Origin of the sequence: Shimia isoporae, assembly GCF_004346865.1 — a bacterium.
GTDB classification, from domain to species: domain Bacteria; phylum Pseudomonadota; class Alphaproteobacteria; order Rhodobacterales; family Rhodobacteraceae; genus Shimia; species Shimia isoporae.
Genome location: NZ_SMGR01000005.1, coordinates 14,874 through 35,074, shown reverse-complemented (window position 1 = coordinate 35,074; position 20,201 = coordinate 14,874). Strand labels below are relative to the sequence as shown.

16 protein-coding genes are annotated in these 20,201 nt (G+C 56.7%); 12 read left to right on the top strand and 4 right to left on the bottom strand.

Features of this window, described 5'->3' with window-relative positions; translation table 11 throughout:
- Nucleotides 1-21 precede the first annotated feature (21 nt).
- The 12 genes from BXY66_RS18445 to BXY66_RS18390 all read left to right on the top strand — a co-directional run bounded on the left by BXY66_RS18445 (nt 22) and on the right by BXY66_RS18390 (nt 15,548).
- A complete protein-coding gene (locus BXY66_RS18445; protein WP_132861887.1) occupies nt 22-1,947 on the top strand; it encodes an acyl-CoA synthetase in 1,926 nt (641 codons plus the stop codon).
- Between the two features lie 163 nt (nt 1,948-2,110).
- Nucleotides 2,111-3,157, top strand: a complete 1,047-nt coding sequence (locus BXY66_RS18440) for a pyridoxal-phosphate dependent enzyme (protein ID WP_132861886.1) — start codon at nt 2,111-2,113, stop codon at nt 3,155-3,157.
- A gap of 5 nt (nt 3,158-3,162) precedes the next feature.
- Entirely contained in the window at nt 3,163-4,308 is a 1,146-nt protein-coding gene (locus BXY66_RS18435; protein WP_132861885.1) for a M24 family metallopeptidase, read from the top strand.
- Nucleotides 4,305-5,012, top strand: coding sequence for a maleate cis-trans isomerase family protein (locus BXY66_RS18430; RefSeq protein WP_132861884.1), 708 nt, complete (start codon nt 4,305-4,307; stop codon nt 5,010-5,012). The genes BXY66_RS18435 and BXY66_RS18430 overlap by 4 nt, the downstream gene beginning before the upstream one ends.
- Before the next feature lie 134 nt (nt 5,013-5,146).
- Entirely contained in the window at nt 5,147-6,247 is a 1,101-nt protein-coding gene (locus tag BXY66_RS18425) for an ABC transporter ATP-binding protein (protein ID WP_132861883.1), read from the top strand.
- Between the two features lie 77 nt (nt 6,248-6,324).
- Nucleotides 6,325-7,413: an extracellular solute-binding protein gene (locus tag BXY66_RS18420; protein ID WP_132861882.1), complete on the top strand. Its 1,089-nt coding sequence runs from the start codon at nt 6,325-6,327 to the stop codon at nt 7,411-7,413.
- 90 nt (nt 7,414-7,503) lie between these two features.
- Nucleotides 7,504-8,775 (top strand): ABC transporter permease, encoded by a 1,272-nt coding sequence (locus BXY66_RS18415; RefSeq protein ID WP_132861881.1) that lies wholly within the window; start codon nt 7,504-7,506, stop codon nt 8,773-8,775.
- Between the two features lie 5 nt (nt 8,776-8,780).
- Nucleotides 8,781-9,992 carry an ABC transporter permease gene (locus tag BXY66_RS18410; RefSeq protein WP_132861880.1) on the top strand — a complete coding sequence of 404 codons (1,212 nt, stop codon included), beginning with the start codon at nt 8,781-8,783 and terminating at the stop codon, nt 9,990-9,992.
- A gap of 159 nt (nt 9,993-10,151) precedes the next feature.
- Nucleotides 10,152-11,369: an aminopeptidase P family protein gene (locus BXY66_RS18405; protein ID WP_132861879.1), complete on the top strand. Its 1,218-nt coding sequence runs from the start codon at nt 10,152-10,154 to the stop codon at nt 11,367-11,369.
- A gap of 151 nt (nt 11,370-11,520) precedes the next feature.
- Nucleotides 11,521-12,120, top strand: coding sequence for an NAD(P)H-dependent oxidoreductase (locus BXY66_RS18400; protein ID WP_132861878.1), 600 nt, complete (start codon nt 11,521-11,523; stop codon nt 12,118-12,120).
- 3 nt (nt 12,121-12,123) lie between these two features.
- Complete coding sequence (locus BXY66_RS18395) at nt 12,124-14,136, top strand: cation:proton antiporter domain-containing protein (protein ID WP_132861877.1); 2,013 nt, start codon at nt 12,124-12,126, stop codon at nt 14,134-14,136.
- On the top strand, nt 14,133-15,548 hold the full coding sequence (locus BXY66_RS18390) for an MATE family efflux transporter (protein ID WP_243694434.1): 1,416 nt from the start codon (nt 14,133-14,135) through the stop codon (nt 15,546-15,548). The genes BXY66_RS18395 and BXY66_RS18390 overlap by 4 nt, the downstream gene beginning before the upstream one ends.
- On the opposite strand, the gene urtE is transcribed toward BXY66_RS18390, so the two are convergent.
- From urtE to urtB, 4 genes are read right to left on the bottom strand one after another with little or no spacing between them, the layout of a single operon-like run.
- Nucleotides 15,545-16,252: an urea ABC transporter ATP-binding subunit UrtE gene (gene urtE / locus BXY66_RS18385; RefSeq protein WP_132861876.1), complete on the bottom strand. Its 708-nt coding sequence runs from the start codon at nt 16,250-16,252 to the stop codon at nt 15,545-15,547. The genes BXY66_RS18390 and urtE overlap by 4 nt on opposite strands.
- Nucleotides 16,242-16,982: an urea ABC transporter ATP-binding protein UrtD gene (urtD, locus tag BXY66_RS18380; RefSeq protein ID WP_132861875.1), complete on the bottom strand. Its 741-nt coding sequence runs from the start codon at nt 16,980-16,982 to the stop codon at nt 16,242-16,244. Before urtD ends, urtE begins: the two co-directional genes overlap by 11 nt.
- A complete protein-coding gene (gene urtC, locus BXY66_RS18375; RefSeq protein ID WP_132861874.1) occupies nt 16,979-18,235 on the bottom strand; it encodes an urea ABC transporter permease subunit UrtC in 1,257 nt (418 codons plus the stop codon). Before urtC ends, urtD begins: the two co-directional genes overlap by 4 nt.
- A complete protein-coding gene (urtB, locus tag BXY66_RS18370) occupies nt 18,236-20,146 on the bottom strand; it encodes an urea ABC transporter permease subunit UrtB (RefSeq protein WP_243694433.1) in 1,911 nt (636 codons plus the stop codon).
- Between the last annotated feature and the right edge of the window lie 55 nt (nt 20,147-20,201).

Genomic DNA, 20,201 nt, shown 5'->3' with positions numbered 1-20,201 from the left:
CGAACGGGCAAGGGAGGATACATGACAGAACTAGCCAAAGGCGAAACGTTGTTTCGCCAGCTGCAAGAGGCGTATGACGCGAAACGCGCCCTCGCGGAGACTGCAAGTTGGGAAGAAACCCAGCCATATCACTCTATCCATGAAATGGTGGCGGCCAAAGCAAAGCAGCATCCGGACCAACCGGCCATCACGTTTCAGTTGACGTCTGATCCTGACGATGTGGGGCGTACGCTTACCTACGGAGAATTGTACGCACAGGTGACCCAATGTGCGAACCTGTTGCGTGGGTTGGGGGTCGGCCCGACAGATGTGATTGCGTTGGTATTGCCCAATTGTGCGGAAACGGTTGTGGCGATGCTCGGGGCAATGTGTGTGGGCATCGTGAATCCGATTAACCCGCTGCTTGAAGCAGAGCAAGTGAGTGGCATCTTGCGCGAAACGAAAGCAAAGGTCGTAATTACTTTGCGCAGCTTGCCAAAGACCGACATCGCGCAAAAATGCTCTGATGCCGTATCGCACGCACCGAGCGTCGAGACAGTGTTGGAAATCGACCTCGCGGGGTATCTGAGCCCGATCAAGCGCGGCATAGTCGGCTTGATCCGACCCAAAAACCCCAATCGTCACAAGGCCAAAGTGCTGCGGTTTGCCAAGGAACTCGCCAAGCAAAACCATGCGGCTTTGGACTTTGAAGACGCCAGAGAGGATCGCTATGCCGCCTATTTCCACACGGGCGGGACCACCGGCACGCCGAAGGTTGCTCAACACAAGGTATCTGCGATCATTTATCAGGGGTGGATGTTCAGCGAAGGCATGGTTGACACGCAGGACGTCATTATGTGCCCGCTGCCTTTGTTTCATGTAATGGCAGGACACGTTGTTCTGGGACAGTGCCTGCAGGGTGGGGCGCACCTGATCTTGCCGACGCCGCAAGGGTTCCGCGGAGACGGTGTTTTCGACAACTACTGGAAGTTGGTTGAACGGCATAAGGCAACCGTTTCGATCATCGTGCCCACGGCTGCTGCGGCATTGATGCAACGGCCGGTTGATGCAGATGTGTCGACGTTGCGGCTGGCGACGTCCGGGTCGGCTCCGATGCCAATGGATTTGTTCCGGCAGTTTAACGAGGCCACAGGATTGTCCGTCATGGAAGGCTACGGAATGACCGAAAACACCTGCATGGCGTCCATCACGCCGCCAGGTGTTGCGGACAAGGTTGGTTCGGTCGGCATTCCGGTGCCGTTTGCCGATGTCAAAGTGCTTGATATCACTCAAGATGGCGTCGAACGGGAATGTGGCGTTGATGAGATTGGCGAAATTTGCGTGCATTCGCCCGGCGTGAATGTCGGCGCGACCTACATTGAAGCGGAAAAGAACGCTGGTCTTTATGCAGCGGAGAAATACCTCCGGACCGGGGATTTGGGTCGTAAGGACGCCGACGGATACATCTGGATCACAGGGCGCGCGAAAGATCTGATCATTCGCGGCGGGCACAACATTGATCCTGCTGTCATTGAGGAAGCTTTGATGGCGCATCATGACGTGTCGTTCGTCGCCGCCGTCGGTCAACCGGATGAAAAATCCGGCGAGTTGCCTTGTGCCTACGTCGAACTTGTGGAGGGCCCGTCCAGAACATCCGAAGAACTACTTTCCTTTGCGAAGCAGCACATTTCGGAACGGGCGGCGGCCCCCAAGTATTTGGAAATCGTTTCAGAGATGCCTTTGACGCTTGTTGGAAAGGTATTCAAACCCGAACTACGCAAGCGTGCTATCAAGCGCGTTTTCAATCAGGTTCTGGAAAACGCAGGCTTGGAACAGCGTGTGGCCGAAGTTGTTGATGACAAGAAACGGGGCATGGTCGCGCAGGTTGTGCCCAAAGTCGATGGTGACGAAACCAAAGTAGACAACTGTTTGAAAGGCTTCATTCCGACGTGGGAGTGGGGAAGCTAGGGATACATCCAGCGCTCGTCAGGACGCCGCGGCTCGAGATAGTCGCGGCGTTTTTTTGTGCGCCTTTTCAGACGGGTATTCCAGCTTGGCAAATTGTAATGGGCAAGGCCGAAGCTGGTGGCTAAGCTGGCGCGGTTGATTGGCATGGGAGCAGTGCAGAACGATGAAATTGGTCGCCAACCCGTTTAAGGGCAAAGACAAGCTGGTAGATGGATACCCATATCCGTCGGTTGACGAGGATCGGGTTTCGGCGCTGCTAAACTTGTGTCCTGTTGCGAAAGAGACGCCCTTGGCAGATGTGTCCTCTAACGGTTCAGTAGGGGCGCTATGGGTCAAAGATGAGCGTTCGCGGATGGGTCTTGGATCGTTCAAAGCGCTGGGCGCAGCCTATGTCATAGCCCGTCAGGCATGGGATGCTTCAAACGGGGAACCGGATGCAGAGAGCCTGATTGGTCGGACTTATGTGACAGCAAGTGCGGGTAATCACGGTATGAGCGTTGCAGCAGGAGCGCGTGTTTTTGGGGCGCAAGCCGTTGTCTATATAGCCGAAACTGTTCCCGAGAGTTTTGCGGCGCGCCTTGCCGATCGAGGGGCCACCGTCGTGCGCCAAGGCGCGGGTTATGCTGCTTCTATGGCGGCTGCTGCCAAGGCCGCCGAAGAAAACGGTTGGACTTTGCTGTCGGACAGTTCTTGGGAAGGCTATGCCGAACTGCCGCATATTTTGATGGAAGGCTATTTGCAGATGGCAGCCGAAGCTGTCCGACAGTGCCCGACAGTTCCAACCCATGTGGTTCTGCAAGCGGGCGTTGGCGGTTTGGCCGGTGCAGTGGCAGCCTACGTCCGAAAGGTCTGGGGGAATGCCCCTGAAATTGTGGTTGTCGAGCCGGTCGCCGCGCCGGCTTTGCAAGCTTCGGTTGAAGCTGGGGCGGCCGTGATCGCGGATGGGCCTGACAGCATAATGGGGCGATTGGATTGCAAGGAGCCGTCGTTGATTGCGCTCAATGGACTTGCTCGGGATGCGGATGCGTTTTTGACGCTAAGCGACGAAGATGTGAAGGGGTGTCTGGGTGTAATGGCCGAGATGGGTTTGGAAACAACGGCTTCCGGCGGCGCTGGACTTGCCGCGGTTCTGGACGGCGCAGCACGAGAAAAAATCGGATTAACCGGTACGTCTCGGGTGCTGTGCTTTTTGTCGGAGGTCCCGGATTGACAGTCATGCGCGGGTTTTCTGAAAGCGAGTTTGAAGCGCGCTGCGCGCGCGCTCAATCTCGAATGGCCGATGCGGGGCTTTCGGCTTTGCTCCTGACTACAGAGCCGGAGGTTCGGTATTTCACCGGTTATCTGACAAGGTTTTGGGAAAGCCCAACGCGGCCATGGTTTCTGATCCTGCCTATCAGCGGCAAGCCAATTGCAGTTATCCCTTCGATTGGTGCTGCGCTGATGGGACAAACCTGGATTGACGACATCCGAACATGGACCGCGCCGGATTTGCGTGATGACGGAGTGAGCCTCTTGGCAGACACGCTTTGCGAGGTGGCGCCGGAGGGGGCGCGGATTGGCGTGCCAGATGGACATGAGACGCTATTGCGGATGCCGCTCGCGGATTTTCAGCGGGTTCGCGATGGCATCGGGCAGCGGAAGATTTGTGGGGACGGGGGCATTCTTAGAGCGTTGAGAATGGTCAAGTCAGATGCGGAAATTGCAAAGATAGAAACGGCTTGTGCTATTGCTGGACGGGCCTTTGCGCGGGTACCGGAGATTGCCGCAGAGGGGAAGCCGCTGGAGCAGATATACCGCAGATTTCAAATGCTGTGCCTTGAAGAGGGAGGGGATTGGGTGTCCTACCTCGCGGGTGGCGCGGAGCAAGGGGGATATGGCGACGTCATTTCACCAGCAACCGACGCACCTTTGACTCGTGGCGATGTCCTGATGCTGGATACAGGAGTCGTTTGGGACGGGTATTTTTCTGACTATGACCGGAACTGGGCTGTCGGGAGCGTGTCGGAAGACGTTCTCTCTGCGTTCGGCAAACTGATCGATGCTTCCGACGCGGCATTCGAGCTCGCGAAGCCGGGTGTGACCGCTGCAGAGTTGTTCCATGTCATGAACGACGTGGTTGCTGCCGGAACGGGCGGCACAGACGCCGGACGGTTGGGGCATGGTTTGGGCATGTCTCTGACCGAATGGCCTTCGCTCATCCCAACAGATCACACGGTGTTGGAGACGGGGATGGTGCTGACGCTGGAACCGGGAATCTCCGTCGGTAACAAAATCCTCGTGCACGAAGAGAACATCGCGATCACCGAAACGGGTGCCCGTTTTTTGAGCCCACGGATCGGGCGGGAGCTTCCGGTAATATGAGTGCGCTGAGCTACGAATTGGACGACAGAAACGCACCTGCGATGGGACTGATCGTCTTGCAGGTCGACGAAACCATTGAGCCAGAATTCAAACAGGCATTCGCAGATCACCCCAGCCCGATGTATGTGTCGCGCATTCCAAGCGGGGAAGAGGTTACGACACAAACCCTTTCCGCCATGGCTGCTGATTTAAAGGTAGCCGCCGGTTTGTTGCCCAATTCGCGGAAACTCGGTGTTGTCGGATACGCCTGCACATCCGCCAGTTCAGTTATCGGGTCGGATCGGGTCGAGGACCTTGTCCGGTCAGGGTGTGAAACCACGGCAGTGACCAATCCTTTGCGTGCGGCCGTCGCCTGCGCCGCCGATCTCGGAATTTCGAGAATGGCGCTGCTGTCCCCGTATATCGAGGAGGTGAACACTCCGCTTCGAAATGCTTTTGCCGATGAAGGGATCGAAATGCCGGTCTTTGGAAGCTTTGGAGTCGCGGAGGAAGCGCGGGTCGCGCGCATCTCGAGCGAATCTGTTGTTGACGCTGCGGCACGACTCGGGGGGGATACAGGCGTTGACGGGGTGTTCATTAGCTGCACAAACCTGCGCACTTTTGAGGCACTTGAGGTGGTGCAGCAAAAAATCGGAAAGCCGGTTTTGTCCAGTAATCAAAGCCTTGCATGGCACATGAAGGCGCTTGTGAATGCCCAAATGTAGGGCGCTAACAAGGCGGGGCTGTTACAGAACTGTCGTTTTCGTACTTGCTAAAGTCGGAAGCGGCGCGTTCTAATGGCAGTGTCAAATGCGACGGCGGGATCAACTTGCCGCGACATGAAAGACAGGGAGTGACCGTGGCTGATACGGGGAACCACGATGCGTTTGTCGAGTTCAAACGTGTGCAGAAATCTTATGATGGTGAGAATCTCGTCGTTAAAGACCTGAACCTCTCGATGCCGAGAGGAGAATTTCTCACGATGCTGGGGCCGTCTGGGTCCGGCAAGACCACCTGCCTGATGATGCTCGCAGGTTTCGAGACAGCCACCCATGGAGAAATCCTTCTGGGAGGTACCTCAATCAACAATATCCCGCCGCACAAGCGGGGCATTGGGATGGTGTTCCAGAATTATGCGCTCTTTCCGCACATGACGGTGGCTGAGAACCTTTCGTTTCCATTGGAAGTTCGCAAGCTGGGCAAGTCCGAGCGAGAAGCCAAGGTGAAGCGTGCACTGGATATGGTGCAAATGGGCGAATTCGGCGGACGCCGCCCGGCGCAACTGTCTGGCGGCCAGCAGCAGCGGATCGCTCTGGCAAGGGCGTTGGTTTTCGAACCTGAACTGGTTCTCATGGACGAACCTCTTGGGGCTCTGGACAAACAACTCCGCGAGCACATGCAGTTCGAGATCACCCGTCTGGCGCACGAATTGGGCATTACGACGGTTTACGTGACGCACGACCAAACGGAAGCGCTCACAATGTCCGATCGCGTGGCCGTTTTTGATGATGGCCGCATTCAGCAATTGGCCCCGCCGGACCAACTCTATGAGGAGCCGGAAAACAGTTTTGTTGCGCAGTTTATTGGCGAGAACAACACGCTGGAAGGCGTGGTGACATCGATGAGCGGAGACACCTGCGTGATCACTTTGGATGATGGCGAGGAGATCGACGCCAAACCCGTCAATGTGCACAACGTCGGTGATCGTACCAAAGTTTCCATCCGTCCGGAGCGCGTGGAATTCAACAAGGACAGGCTGAATCCTGATGCTCATACGCTGAAGGCAAAGGTGCTGGAATTCATTTACATGGGCGACATCTTCCGGTTCCGCCTTTCGGTGGCCGGCAACGACGATTTCATCGTGAAAACCCGAAATGCGCCGGATGCCGTTAAACTTACGCCCGGGCAGGAAATCGAAATCGGCTGGTTGCCGCAGGATTGCCGCGCGCTCGATGCGTAACAATTTTCAGCAGTTAGAAACCCGGGCGAAAGATCCGGGGGAAGCAACAAAATTAAGTTCAACAAGGAGTGTTTGAAATGAAAACCAAACTGACAGCTCTTGCCGTCACAACCGCTCTGGTGGCACCTGCCGCCATCGCGGAAGAAATGACTATCGTCTCCTGGGGCGGTGCTTATTCCAAGTCGCAACTGCGGGCGTATCACGAGCCCTATTCCGAAAAGACTGGCGTGACCATCATCAACGACGACAGCTCTGCCGAAGCAGTGGCCAAGCTGCGCGCGATGGATGAAGCCGGCAACGTCACATGGGATGTTGTGGATGTTGTGGCTGCAGATGCGATCCGTCTGTGTGACGAGGGTCTGGCGATGGAAATCGATCCGGATACGCAGCTGGCAGCGGCGCCAGATGGCACCTCGGCATCCGAAGACTTCGGTGACCTGCTGGTGTCCGAGTGCTTTATTCCGCAGATCGTATATTCGACCACCTTCGGTTACCGCACCGACCTCGTAGGTGATACTGCGCCGACAGAAATCTGCGCTGTGTTCGACACCGCGACTTACCCGGGCAAGCGTTCGCTCGAGAAACGTCCGATCAACAATATGGAATGGGCTCTGCTGTGTGACGGCGTTGCGAAGGAAGACGTCTATGACGTTCTGGCGACTCCGGAAGGTCAGGATCAGGCTCTGGCCAAACTCGACACCATCAAGGACGACGTGATCTGGTGGTCTGCAGGTGCAGACACGCCGCAGCTTCTGGCAGATGGCGAAGTTATCATGGGCTCGACCTACAACGGTCGTCTGTTCTCTGTGATCGAAGAGCAGAAGCAGCCGGTGGCGATGCTTTGGGACGCGCAGGTGTTTGACCTTGACGGTTGGATCATTCCGGCAGGCTTGTCAGATGAACGCAAAGCACGCGCGCTTGACTACATCATGTTCGCGACTGACACCCAGCGCCTTGCGGATCAGGCGAAATACATCTCCTACGGTCCGGCCCGCGCGTCTTCCGCTCCGCTTGTTGGCAAGCACGCTGACCTGGGCATCGACATGGCACCGCATATGCCGACCGATCCTGAAAACGCCAAGAACACGTTCCTCTACAACTACGAGTTCTGGGCTGACTATCGCGACGACATCGACGCGAAGTTCCAGGCGTGGCTGGCTAAGTAATCGCAAAACTTCCTGAGGGGGCGGGTTCTGCCCCCTCAGACCAAACCGACGGTGGACAAACCACCGCGAAAAATCAACGGGATCAGAAATATGAGCGATGCAACCCAGTCGGGTCCGGTATTGGCCGCAGATGGCACGCCGCTGAAACGCAGCCTTGCCCGGTCTTTGCGAGTTCAGAAAATGCGCGCGATGGCGCTCATTGCTCCGCTCCTGATCTTTGTCTTGGTCTCTTTCATCATTCCAATCGGGTCGATGTTGTTCCGTTCTGTGGAGAACGGGATGGTTTCTCAAACGCTGCCTTTGACGGTGGTCGCGTTGCAGGATTGGGATGTTGAAAGCGGCGAAGCACCGGACGAACCGGTCTATCAGGCGTTTGTTGCTGACATGGTCGTGGCCATCGAAAACAAGGAACACACCAAACTCGGTACCCGCCTGAACTATGAGCAGACCGGAATGTCGTCTCTGTTCCGGAAGTCTGGCCGCAAGATCAAGCGGTTGGACCCAGCCGAAGACGCGCCTTTCAAGGAAAAGTTGATAGATATCGACAAGAAATGGGGAGAGGCGGAGACCTGGGCCGTGATCAAAACCCACTCTGTTAAGATCACCAACGGCTATTTCCTGAACGCGGTTGATATGCGCCGTACACCAGAGGGCGCTCAAGTGCAGCCCGAAGACAAGCGTATCCTAATCAAGCTGTTCCAGCGGACTTTGATCATGTCGCTGATCATCACGTGTAGCTGCATATTGCTGGCTTATCCGGTTGCGTGGCTTCTGGCGAATTTGCCTGCGAGAACCGCGAATATGTTGATGATCCTTGTGTTATTGCCGTTCTGGACGTCGCTGCTTGTACGCACCTCGGCTTGGAAAGTGATGTTGCAACAACAGGGTGTGATCAACGAAACGCTCGTGTGGTTGGGATTGGTTGCGGATGACAGTCGCCTGGCCCTGATTAACAACGCGACGGGCACGATCATTGCGATGACCCATATTCTGCTGCCTTTCATGATACTGCCTATGTACTCGGTGATGCGCACGATCCAGCCGACATATTTGCGCGCGGCGAAGTCTATGGGCGCGACCAACTGGACGGCTTTCTGGCGGGTATACTTCCCGCTGTCAGTGCCGGGTATCGGGGCGGGTTCGATCCTCGTGTTCATCCTTGCGATTGGCTATTACATCACGCCTGAAATCGTTGGCGGCACCAAGGGTGTCTTTATCTCGAACCGGATCGCCTACCATATCTCCAGTTCGCTGAATTGGGGTCTGGCAGCGGCTTTGGGGACGATCCTGCTAGGCGTCGTTCTGTTGCTCTACTGGTGCTATGACAAGATCGTCGGCATCGACAACGTGAAATTGGGGTAAACACAATGGCTTCACTCACTCCGATTTCACGCAAACCGATGTCTTTGGTTCTGCCCAGTGTTGCCCTGGCGGGTGGTTTCTTCGGACTCTTTGTGGGCACGGCCAACGGGTCCGGCCTGTTGGGAGTTCTGATCGGAGCCGTGATGGCTGTCGTTGGCGCTCTTTGCTATGTCAATCTGTTCAAGAACGAGCGGCGTGCTCAGACGGTGACCTTGGCTGTTTTCGCCGGTCTGGGTGCGATGATGGGTGGGCTGCCTGCCGTCTTTGTTGGCATATTCTACGGTGCCTTCATCCATTGGTTCACCTATTGGCTTTATGAAGGCCGCTACCGCGCGAAACTGCTGCCTTACCTGACAGGTGGGCAGGTTCTTTGGCACTACACTTTCCGGGTAATCTGCGGCGCGATTTTTGTCTTCCTGATCACGCCGATCCTTGTGGTGATGCCATTGAGCTTCAATGCGCAGGACTTCTTTACCTTTACACCCGAGATGCTGCGCTTCGAGGCAGAAGGCTACTCGCTAAAACATTATCGCGACTTCTTTACCAACAACGAGTGGCAGCGGAGCTTCAAGAACTCGCTGATTATCGCACCGATTGCGACGATTATCTCGGTGAGCCTTGGCACGTTGGCAGCGATAGGGCTGAGCCAGAGCCATGTGCCGGGTCGGCGGGCCATTATGGCTGTCCTGATTTCTCCAATGATCGTTCCCCTGATCATTTCAGCAACCGGCATGTTCTTTTTTTACAGCGACATCGGCAATTGGCTGGAAGGCTCTCTCGGTTTGAACAAGACCTTTGTGGGGTATGTAAAAGTGATCCTTGCGCACGCGGTCTTAGGCATTCCCTTCGTGATTATCACTGTAACCGCAACGCTCGTGGGGTTCGATCATTCGTTGACCCGTGCGGCTGCGAATATGGGAGCGAGCCCGGTCACGACCTTCTTCCGCGTTCAAATGCCTCTGATCCTGCCAGGTGTGATTTCCGGAGGCCTGTTTGCTTTCATCACTTCGTTTGATGAAGTCGTGGTCGTCCTGTTCGTTGGCTCGGCCAGCCAGAAGACGCTGCCGTGGCAAATGTTTACGGGTCTGCGCGAACAGATCAGTCCGACTATTCTGGCTGTTGCGACAATCCTTGTCGTAATTTCTATCCTGCTTTTGGCGACCGTAGAAATGTTGCGTCGCCGGTCCGAGCGCTTGCGTGGAATGAGCCCATCTTGACCTGAAACACAGGCTGACATAGCCAGTGGTGTATGGTGTCCGGCCGCGATGGCGTCGCGGGGGAGCGGACAGCATGGTCCTCGCATGTCGAGGCCGCCTTGTCCTGAACGCCGGGACTTTGTGGCCGGGCATACTGTTCGGCCCGGACAGGAGAGCATGATGACAGACCTTTCCAACCGCCCAGAGTTCTTTAACCGGCCAAACGGTGAAAAAGCGCCGCTTCCCTTCAGCAAGGCCGAATACGCCCGTCGCCTTGAAGGGTTGAGGGCCATAATGCGCGCACGGGACATTCCCGTAGTGTTGCTGACGTCGATGCACAACATCGCTTATTATTCCGGCTTTCTCTATTGTGCTTTCGGACGCCCATACGGCTGCGTTGTGACAATGGACGATTGCACGACGGTTTCGGCCAATATTGACGCCGGCCAGCCTTGGCGGCGCTCAGTTGAAGGCAATGTGATCTACACAGACTGGCAGCGTAACAACTACTGGCGTGCGGTGGCGTCACTTGTGGGCGGTGCAAAGCGTGTTGGCGTGGAAAACGATCACCTGACGCTGGCGCAACGAGACATGGCCGTCGAGTTTCTTGAGGCCGACCTGGTGGACGTGGCGCCGGATACGATGCGCGCGCGAATGGTGAAGTCGCCGGAAGAGATTGCCTTGATTAAGGGCGGTGCGCGCACGGCGGATGTCGGGGGAGCCGCTATTCACGCAGCAATACGTGAAGGCGCGACTGAAATCGAAATTGCCATAGCGGGCCGGGATGCAATGGAGGAAGAGATAGCTCGTGCGTATCCGGATGCGGAATATCGTGACACGTGGGTTTGGTTCCAGTCCGGTATCAACACGGACGGCGCGCACAACCCTGTGACCAAGCGTGTGTTGGAGAAGGGCGATATCCTGTCACTCAACACGTTTCCGATGATCTCCGGCTATTACACTGCGTTGGAGAGAACGCTTTTCTGCGGAGAGCCGGACAAAGAGAGCCTGCGCCTTTGGGAGGCCAACGTGGCGGCGCATGAGTTGGGTTTGAGCCTCATAAAGCCGGGGGCGACGTGTTCTGGTATCACCGCCGAGATTAACCGCTTTTTTGAAAGCGAAAATCTGTTGCAGTATCGGTCGTTTGGCTATGGCCACAGCTTTGGTGTGTTGAGCCACTACTACGGTCGCGAGGCAGGTTTGGAACTGCGGGAAGACATCGACACCGTGTTGGAGCCGGGCATGGTTGTGTCGATCGAGCCGATGATATGGGTGCCGGAAGGCGTCGCGGGCGCGGGCGGATACCGGGAGCATGATATTCTGGTGGTCGAGGAAGATGGCGCTGAGAATATCACAGGCTTTCCATACGGACCGGGCCACAACATCATTGACCGGTAGGTGATCTATGCGGACGCGCAGGTTGCCTGCGCGTCTGACATGCTTGCCCTGACTTCCTGTGCCGCTTATCAAAAAGAAAGCGAACAGGTTTTGTGGTGGGGACATGAAGCCGCATGGGAGGCCTTGGCCTTCGGTGAACAATGGAGGTTTCATGGCCAAAGTCATCCACTACTACGCCCATCCCGGCCACAGGTTTTCCCATGCCAACAAGGCGATGTGGGATGCGGCACAAGCCGTTGAAGGTGTTACGCGTGTAGATCTTTACGCCAATTATCCGCGCCACAATATCAATATCGACAAAGAGCAGAAACTGCTTCTGGATCACGATGTTATCGTCTTTCAGTTTCCTATTTTCTGGTATTCCGCGCCTTCGCTGTTGAAGGAATGGATAGACCTGACGCTGGAACATGGATTTGCCTATGGCAAGGACGGGGACAAACTGCGTGGCAAATGGATGATGTTGGCCGTGACGGCAGCTGGACCGGAGGATGCTTACTCCGAGGGTGGATACCAGCATTTCAGCTTGCGGACGTTTCTCACGCCTTTTGAACAAACCGCCCGACTGAGCAAGATGCGGTTCGCCGCACCATATGTGTTTCACAATGCACTCAGAGCAGACCCCGGGCCACATGCAGCGGGGTTCGCCGACCTTTTGTCGGGACTGCGCGATGACCGGGTCGATCTTGAGAAAGCAGAGGCTGCAGAATGTCTGTATTTCGACAGTATTCCGTCGGTGTTGGAAGGGGCATAAGCGATGACTGATTTTCTTGTACTTGCCTTTGTCTTTCTGGTTGCCGGCGTAGCGGCTGTTCCGATCGCCTCGAGGCTGGGGCTAGGCTCGGTTCTTGGCTACTTGATTGCTGGAGTGGTCATCAGCCCAATCCTTGCAACCTTGAATGTTGACGTCGTGGCGATCCAGCACTTCGCCGAGTTCGGCGTCGTGATGATGCTGTTTCTCGTTGGGTTGGAACTTGAGCCCAAGATGCTTTGGCAGATGCGTCACCGCCTGTTGGGGCTTGGCGGGCTTCAAGTGGGTGTGACAACCGCATTGGTCATGGGCGTGTCGATGTTCTTTGGTTTGACATGGACCGTTGCTCTGGCCTGCGGTCTGGTTCTTGCGTTGTCGTCGACAGCGATTGTTCTGCAGACGCTGAACGAGAAAGGCCTGATGAAATCGGACGGTGGTCAGGCCAGCTTTTCGGTGCTGTTGTTTCAGGACATTGCCGTCATTCCGATGTTGGCGCTGATTCCGTTGCTGGCGATGCCGGAAATGTCAGATGTCGGTACCCATGTTGCGGGTCACGGAACGGAAGTGGTGGCCGAGTCTGCGCAAGGTGATGCGCATCACGACGACCACGGCGATGGCCACGACGAAGCGCACAGCGATGATCACGGCGGCGGCCACGGAATGAACATCAATCTGGTCGAAGGATTGCCCGCGTGGCAGGCGACTCTGGCCACAATTGCGGCAATAGCAGGGGTTGTCGTGGGCGGTGCATTCCTGACGACGCCCGCGTTTCGTTTCGTTGCAATGGCGAACCTGCGGGAATTGTTTGTGGCAATGGCGTTGATGTTCGTGATCGGCATTGCGCTTTTGATGACACTGGTAGGGTTGTCCCCAGCGTTGGGGACTTTCCTTGCCGGGGTGGTGCTTGCCAACAGCGAATACAGGCACGAGCTGGAAAGTGACATCGACCCGTTCAGGGGATTGCTGCTGGGTCTTTTCTTTATGACCGTTGGTGCTGCCGTAAATTTTGGCGTCCTATTTGAAAGTTTCGGTTTGTTCCTCGGATTGACGCTTGGCTTGATGGCACTCAAGGCGCTCGTGCTCTTTGGGTTGGCCTATATCTTTAAGCTGCGCGGTGGCGACAAGTACCTGTTCGGACTGGGGCTGGCGCAGGCAGGCGAGTTTGGTTTTGTGCTTCTGTCCTTCACGGTGGCGAACAACGTGATCCCGCAGGACATCGCAGACCAGCTTTTGCTGGTGGTGGCGTTGTCGATGATGCTGACACCTCTGCTGTTCATTCTTTATGAAAAGGTCATCCTGCCGCGGGTGTCCGGCGGAGAGGAAAAGGAACCGGACGAGATCGACGAAACCGGCCAGATCATTATCGCTGGTCATGGCCGCTTTGGTGGCGTTGTGAATCGTATGATGAGATCGGCAGGCTACGAGACAACGGTACTGGACTATTCGTCGGTGCAGTTGGAGCGTCTTCGCCGGTTTGGTGTGAAGGTGTTCTTTGGCGATGCGACACGGGCCGATTTGTTGCATGCCGCGGGAATCCACGAGGCGAGACTGCTGGTGGTGGCAATTGACGAACGCGATGCCGCGACCGAGATTGTGCGTCATGTGAAGCACGAGCACTCGAGCCTACCGATTGTCGCGCGCGCAGTGGACCGTCACCATGTTTACGAGCTCTACGCAGCGGGAGCGGACCACATTGTCCGTGACACCTTTGACAGCGCCGTGCGTGCTGGGCGATCTGCCTATGAAGAGATGGGTATGCACGCCTTTGATGCGGAAATGCTGTCGCGCGCGTTTGTCGACGATGACCGCGCCATGCTGGCTGCTCTGGCTTCCGTGTATGATCCGAGCGTTCCCGTGCATGAAAATCAGGAATACCTCGACAAAGCGAAAGAGTTTATCGATCAGCGCGACGATATCCTTTCCGGAAAGGGCGAGGCGTTCCGTATGCGAACGGAGCGCGGCTGGACGCCACCGACCAAGGAAGACCTGAAAGCCGAACAGGAAGCGGACCAAGAGTGAGCAACCAGAGCGGCAAGTCGGCGGTCTTTCTTGAAGGCAGCCTGATGCGACATGTGACGCGCATGTCGCTCACAACCAGCATTGGATTGATGGCCATCTTTGCTGTCGATTTTGTCGACATGGCCTTCATAGCGATGTTGGGGAACGACGCATTGGCGGCGGCGGTGGGTTATGCGGCGACCGTGCTATTTTTCACCAACTCCATCAATGTCGGCCTGTCGATTGCCGCCGGTTCGCTTGTGGCGCGTGAAATCGGCGCCGGGAGGGAAGGGCAAGCGAGGCAATACGCCACGAGCGTCGCGACGCTTGGTGTTCTGGTCGGACTGTTGGTGCCGGTTCTTGTGTTGTTGAATGTCGAGGCGATCCTGAAATCGCTTGGCGCGCAGGATGAAGTTCTGAGGCTTGCGGTACGCTATGTATGGTTCATCCTGCCGACAATGTGGGTCATGGCGTTGGCTATGGCGGGCATGGCGGTCCTGCGTGCCTTTGGCGACGCACGGCGCGCTATGCAGGCAACACTGTACGGCGGGATCGTGAATGCGGTTCTGGACCCGATCCTGATATTTGGTGTGGGGCTCGGGCTCGACGGAGCGGCGATTGCGTCGGTCGCAGCCAGAATTGCAATGATGACGTTCGCGTTGCTGCCCGCGATCCGGACTTACGGCGGGTTTGCGCGGCCGTCGCCTGCGCACGTGCGCGAAGATTTCCATGCAGTGCGTGCCATCGCGATACCTGCGGTTCTTACAAACGTGGCGACACCTGTGGGCAATGCAATCATTGTGCGTGAGATCGCTCAGTTTGGCACCGATGCAGTTGCCGGCATGGCGGTGATCGGCCGACTTATGCCCGTGGCTTTTTCCGTGATTTTCGCCCTCTCAGGCGCCATCGGGCCGATCATTGGCCAGAACTTTGGCGCTGGCAAAACAAACCGAGTGCGCGGGGCCTATGTCGCGGGGCTTCAGTTCACTGCGGTCTATGTGCTTTTGATGACGGCTGTTCTGTTTGTGCTGCGAGCACCGATTGCCGACTTGTTCCAGGCGGAAGGTGAGACGCGGGTGTTGATTTATCTCTTCTGCGGGCCTTTGGCGTTGGCTTCGGTGTTCAACGGTTTCATTTTTGTCGGCAATGCCAGCTTTAACAATCTGGGCTACCCGATCTATTCAACCTGGGTGAACTGGGGGCGGCATACCGTGGGCACGTTGCCGTTTGCCATACTTGGCGCGCAGGTCGCCGGTGCCTCAGGTGTGTTGTTAGGGCAGGCAGCAGGTGGAATGATTTTTGCGGCCGTAAGCTGGATCATGGTGAAACGCGTGTTTGGGAAATTGCCGAAGCCGGGCGATGTCGACCCGCATCATCCGAACTTGAGCGGGTCGATAGATGGCTCTTTCGGCTCTCGGGTGAAGAACCGTTAAACAGAGACAGCGTCCCGGAGCGTGTCTTTGGCTATCGTTTCAGTCGTGCCTGTGAGCTTCACGGCGCCCCGGTCCATCACCACAAAACGATCCCCAAGCTCATAGGCAAAGTCGAAGAACTGTTCGACGAGAATGATGCACATTTCGCCTTGTTCGCGTAGGTGTCGGATAACATCACCGATTTGTTTGATGATGTTTGGCTGGATACCTTCTGTTGGCTCGTCAAGCAGCAGGAGTTTCGGCCGCGTGATCAGGGCACGGGCAATGGCGAGTTGTTGTTGCTGGCCTCCTGACAAGTCACCGCCGCGACGGGACAGGAAGTCTTTGAGGATTGGGAACAGGTCGAAGATTTCGTCAGGAATCCTGTGTTCGGAGCGCGGCAGGCATGCAAAACCCGTTTCCAAATTCTCCCTGACAGTCAGGAAAGGAAAAATCTCTCGTCCTTGCGGCACATAGGCGACGCCGTTTTTGGCCAGCGCGTGGGCGGAAGTTTTTGCGACAGTTTCGCCGGAGAGCGTATATGTGCCCCCGCTGTGGGCATGAGTGCCGGACAGTGCCTTGAGGAGACTGGTTTTTCCGACGCCGTTTGTGCCCATAACGCAGACGACTTCGCCGATTTTGGCATCGAGCGAAACGCCGTTCAGGATCTGACTGCCGCCATAGTGGAGCGTCAGGTTGTCGATCTGCAGAAGATTATCGGCCAAGGTACACCTCGATTACGCGTTCGTCGCTGGTTACGTGGTCAAGCGAGCCTTCGGCCAGCACGGAACCTTCATGCAACACCGTCACCCGGCAGTTCAGCCGACGGACAAATTCCATATCATGTTCGACAACCACAACTGCGCGGGTTTTGGCGGCTTCGACCAGTAGTTCAGTCGTGTGCTCGCGCTCTGCCGGACTCATGCCGGCAGCGGGTTCATCCACCAGAAGTAGTTTGGGATCCTGAGACAGCAACATGCCGATTTCGAGCCATTGTTTCTGGCCGTGAGAGAGTTCTCCGGACTTGCGCTCAAGCGAACTGAGCAAGCCAATCTGCGAGGCAATATCGGCGACTTTGTCGTGGTCGCTTTGTTTGGGGCGGAAACCCAGAACAGCGAAAGGTGAGCGGTCATTTTTCAAGGCCAGCATCAGGTTTTCGGCGACTGTCTGGTCTTCGAAAACGGTGGGGCGCTGGAATTTGCGGCCGACACCGGCCTGCGCGATGCGGCTTTCATTCATGGACAGCAGGGAAGTTGATTTCTCGCCCCAGAGTACGCGGCCTTCATCCGGCTTGGTCTTTCCGGTGATGATGTCCATGAAGGTCGTCTTGCCCGCGCCGTTGGGGCCGATAACGGCGCGCAGCTCGGCCGGTCCAATCTGGAACGCAAGATTGTTGATGGCCTTGAAGCCGTCAAAAGACACGGAGACACCGGAGACTTCGAGTAGCGTGCTCATTTGTCGGCTTCCTTTTCTTGCAGACTACCTGCGTCAGGCCCCAGCGCGGCGCCATGCCGGTTGGGGGCGCGACGGTCGGCAATCACGTCAAAAAGGCCTCCGATTCCGCGCGGCGCAAAAATGGTGACGGCAACAAAGGAAATGCCGAGAAGAATGGTCCACCAGTCCACCCATTGGATCGTGTAAAACCCAAGGTTGATGTCCGGCGCTTGACCACCGGTAAACCATGTGGACAGCAGAGAGACGAATGCTGCGCCGATGACTGCGCCGTAGAGCTTGCCCCGCCCCCCAATTGCGACCCAGACAGCTAGATAGATAGACGCGATCGGTGCGATTTCAGCTGGATTGATGATGCCCGCCTGCGGGTAGTAGAGCGCGCCGGCGATGCCGGCGATGATCGCCGTGAACGTGAAAATGAAGAGCTTGTAGGCCTCCACCGAATAGCCAAGGAAGCGCACGCGAGCTTCATCATCGCGGATGGCGCGAATGACAGAGCCGAACTTGCCGGAGATCACCCAAGAGCAAACCATGAATGCGAGCGCCAGCGCCAGCGCGGAAGCCCAGAAGAAGAGGATCGAGACTGTGGATTGCGGTACGTGATCGAGGCCGGGCAGGTTTTGCAGGCCCGACAAGCCATTGTTGCCACGCAGACCGCTGTCATTCTGGAAAAGGTAAAGTGACAGGGCGAGCGTCATGGCTTGGGTCAAGATCGACAGGTAGACGCCGGTGACGCGGCTGCGGAAGGCGAGCCAGCCAAAGACGAATGCCAGAAGGCCGGGGACCAGCACCACGGCGGCGAGTTGCAGCGGGAAAGAATGGGCAAAGGCCCAGATTGGCGGAAACTCGGAGGCGCCGACCACGCCGAAAATTTGCGTTGCGATCCCGTCGGAGATTTCTGCAGAGGTCGGGGGCAGGGGGGCGTTGGCAAGCGAAGTGGCGACAATGATTTCTGTGCGCGCATACATCAGCCACATGCCAATGGCGTAGCCCCCGATGCCGAAGAAGGCCATGTGCCCCAGAGAGAGGATGCCGCAGTACCCCCACACAAGGTCCATGGCGAGCGCGACCATACAGAGGCAAAGGGTTTTACCGAGCGTTTTTACGAAAGACGTGGAGATCACGCCTATGCCGAACCCTTCGGCCAACACTGTCACTCCGGCGGTGAAAAGACCGAGGATGGCGAGAAAGACGATCATGGCTGGGTAGCGCGCCACAAAGGGTTTGCGTGGCGGATTAAGTGCAATATCGGACATTTACGCCTCCGCCGCGCGGCCTTTGAGAGCAATGATGCCTCGTGGCCGGAACTGGATAAAGAAGATGATGAAGAGGATCATGTAGGTCTGAGCCGCAAGGGTGTTGGACGGGTTCAGCCATTCGATGCCTTTTTGCAGCGTGCCAACGAGGGTCGCGCCCAAAAGCGTGCCCCAGATGTTGCCGACGCCGCCGACAACGACGGTCATGAAGGACTGTACGATGTAGTCGGTGCCCATTTCCGAGGTGACTTTGGCATAAAGGCCGATTGCGACGCCCGCGATTCCCGCGATGCCCGAGCCAAATCCAAAGGTCAGCATGTTGATGCGGTCGGGGTTGATGCCCATCGAAGACGCCATCCGCGGGTTCTGCGTGACAGCGCGAACTTCGAGGCCAAGGCGTGTGCGGTTCATCACGAACAGAAACAGCCCCAGGAACAGTAGAGCGAGAACAAAAATCGCGATGCGGATATAGCTGATAGAGACAACATCGTTGATAACCCAAGAGCCATCGAGCCAGCCGGGGGCCGTGAGCGGGCGGGCTTGGGTGCCAAAGATGTTTTTGGCGAGTTGTTGCAATGCGATTGAAACACCGAATGTCGCCAAAAGGGTTTCCAGCGGACGGTGATAGAGCCAACGGATCACAAGGCGTTCCATTGCGACACCGGCCGCGAAGGTCACCATAAATGCGGCCGGGATCGCAACGATGATGGACAGGGTGTAATCAGGCACCACCAGCTGCACGACGTATCCGGTGTACGCGCCCATCATGATGAATTCGCCATGCGCCATATTAATCACGCCCATGACGCCAAAGGTGATGGCAAGGCCGATGGCGGCAAGGAAGTAGATGGACGCCAGTGAAATCGCGTCGAGCGCGAGATCAGCCGTTTGGTTTAATGCAACACTGGTTTCGATGCCTTCCAGCACGTTTTGTGCGGCCAACGCTACGGCGATTGGGGCATTTGTGAAGGTTTGGTAGAATTGGTAGGCCGCCAGTGTGGTTGTGATGTCGGCTTCGGAAATCGTGGGGGCGGCGGCGCCTTGTGCTGCGAGAGCGTTGTAGGCGGCCAATCGTGCGGTATCGGTGTCGAGCGATGCGACCTGGATACCGGCAACTGTCGTGCCGTTGATATTGGCGACAAGGGTTTCGCGGATGGCGGCGTTTGAGATTTGGGCTTGGGCAAGGCCTTTGGACACCAAAAGTGCGTAGGCTTCTTGCCGCGGCAGTTCGATCGGCATCGCGCCTTCCGGAAGCGTCGGTGCCGCGTCAACTTCGGTTGCAACCAGAGGGTTCAAGGCTGCCCTGACATCTACTCCCAAGTCTCCGTCGAAGCTGTTGATGGCCGCGATGCGCTCGATGTCGTCTTCGGCGAACCGGATGGTGAGCAGGCGTTCGAGACGTTGTTTACGGGCTTTGAGGGCGGGATCCGGCTCATCGTCGATGGAGCCGCGAAGTGCAAGTAGGTGGGAGGCCTCAGCGTCACGCTCTATGGCTGTGAGTGCAGTAGCGCGGACCGCCGCGTCGGGGCTATTGAGCTGGAACTGTACAAGGGCTGCGCCGATCAGTCCGCGGATGCCGGAATTGGGCTTGAGTTGCTTGAAATCTTTCTTTGCGCCTTCGCCGATTGTCTTGCTGCCGGCCACGTCAAAAAGTGAAAGGGTTTTGTTGTCTTTCTTTTCGGCGAAGACAAAGAGGCCGTTTTTCTTGCTGACCCACATGTCCTTATTTTGCCAACGTTCCAGAACCACCTGCGCATCTTCAAGGCCACTGTTGGCAAGCGCGTCGATGGCGGGCCCGATGGTTTTGCGTGAGGACTTCTTTAGTACCTCGGCATGCTCTTGAAGGAGCAATTGAATCGGGGCGTCTTCGGTCTGGGAGGTTGCCGGGAGGGCGTGCAGGCAGAGAGCCATGCAAGCAACCAATAGGCGGCATAGGGTCAACATTTGAGTATGTCCTGAGAGGGTC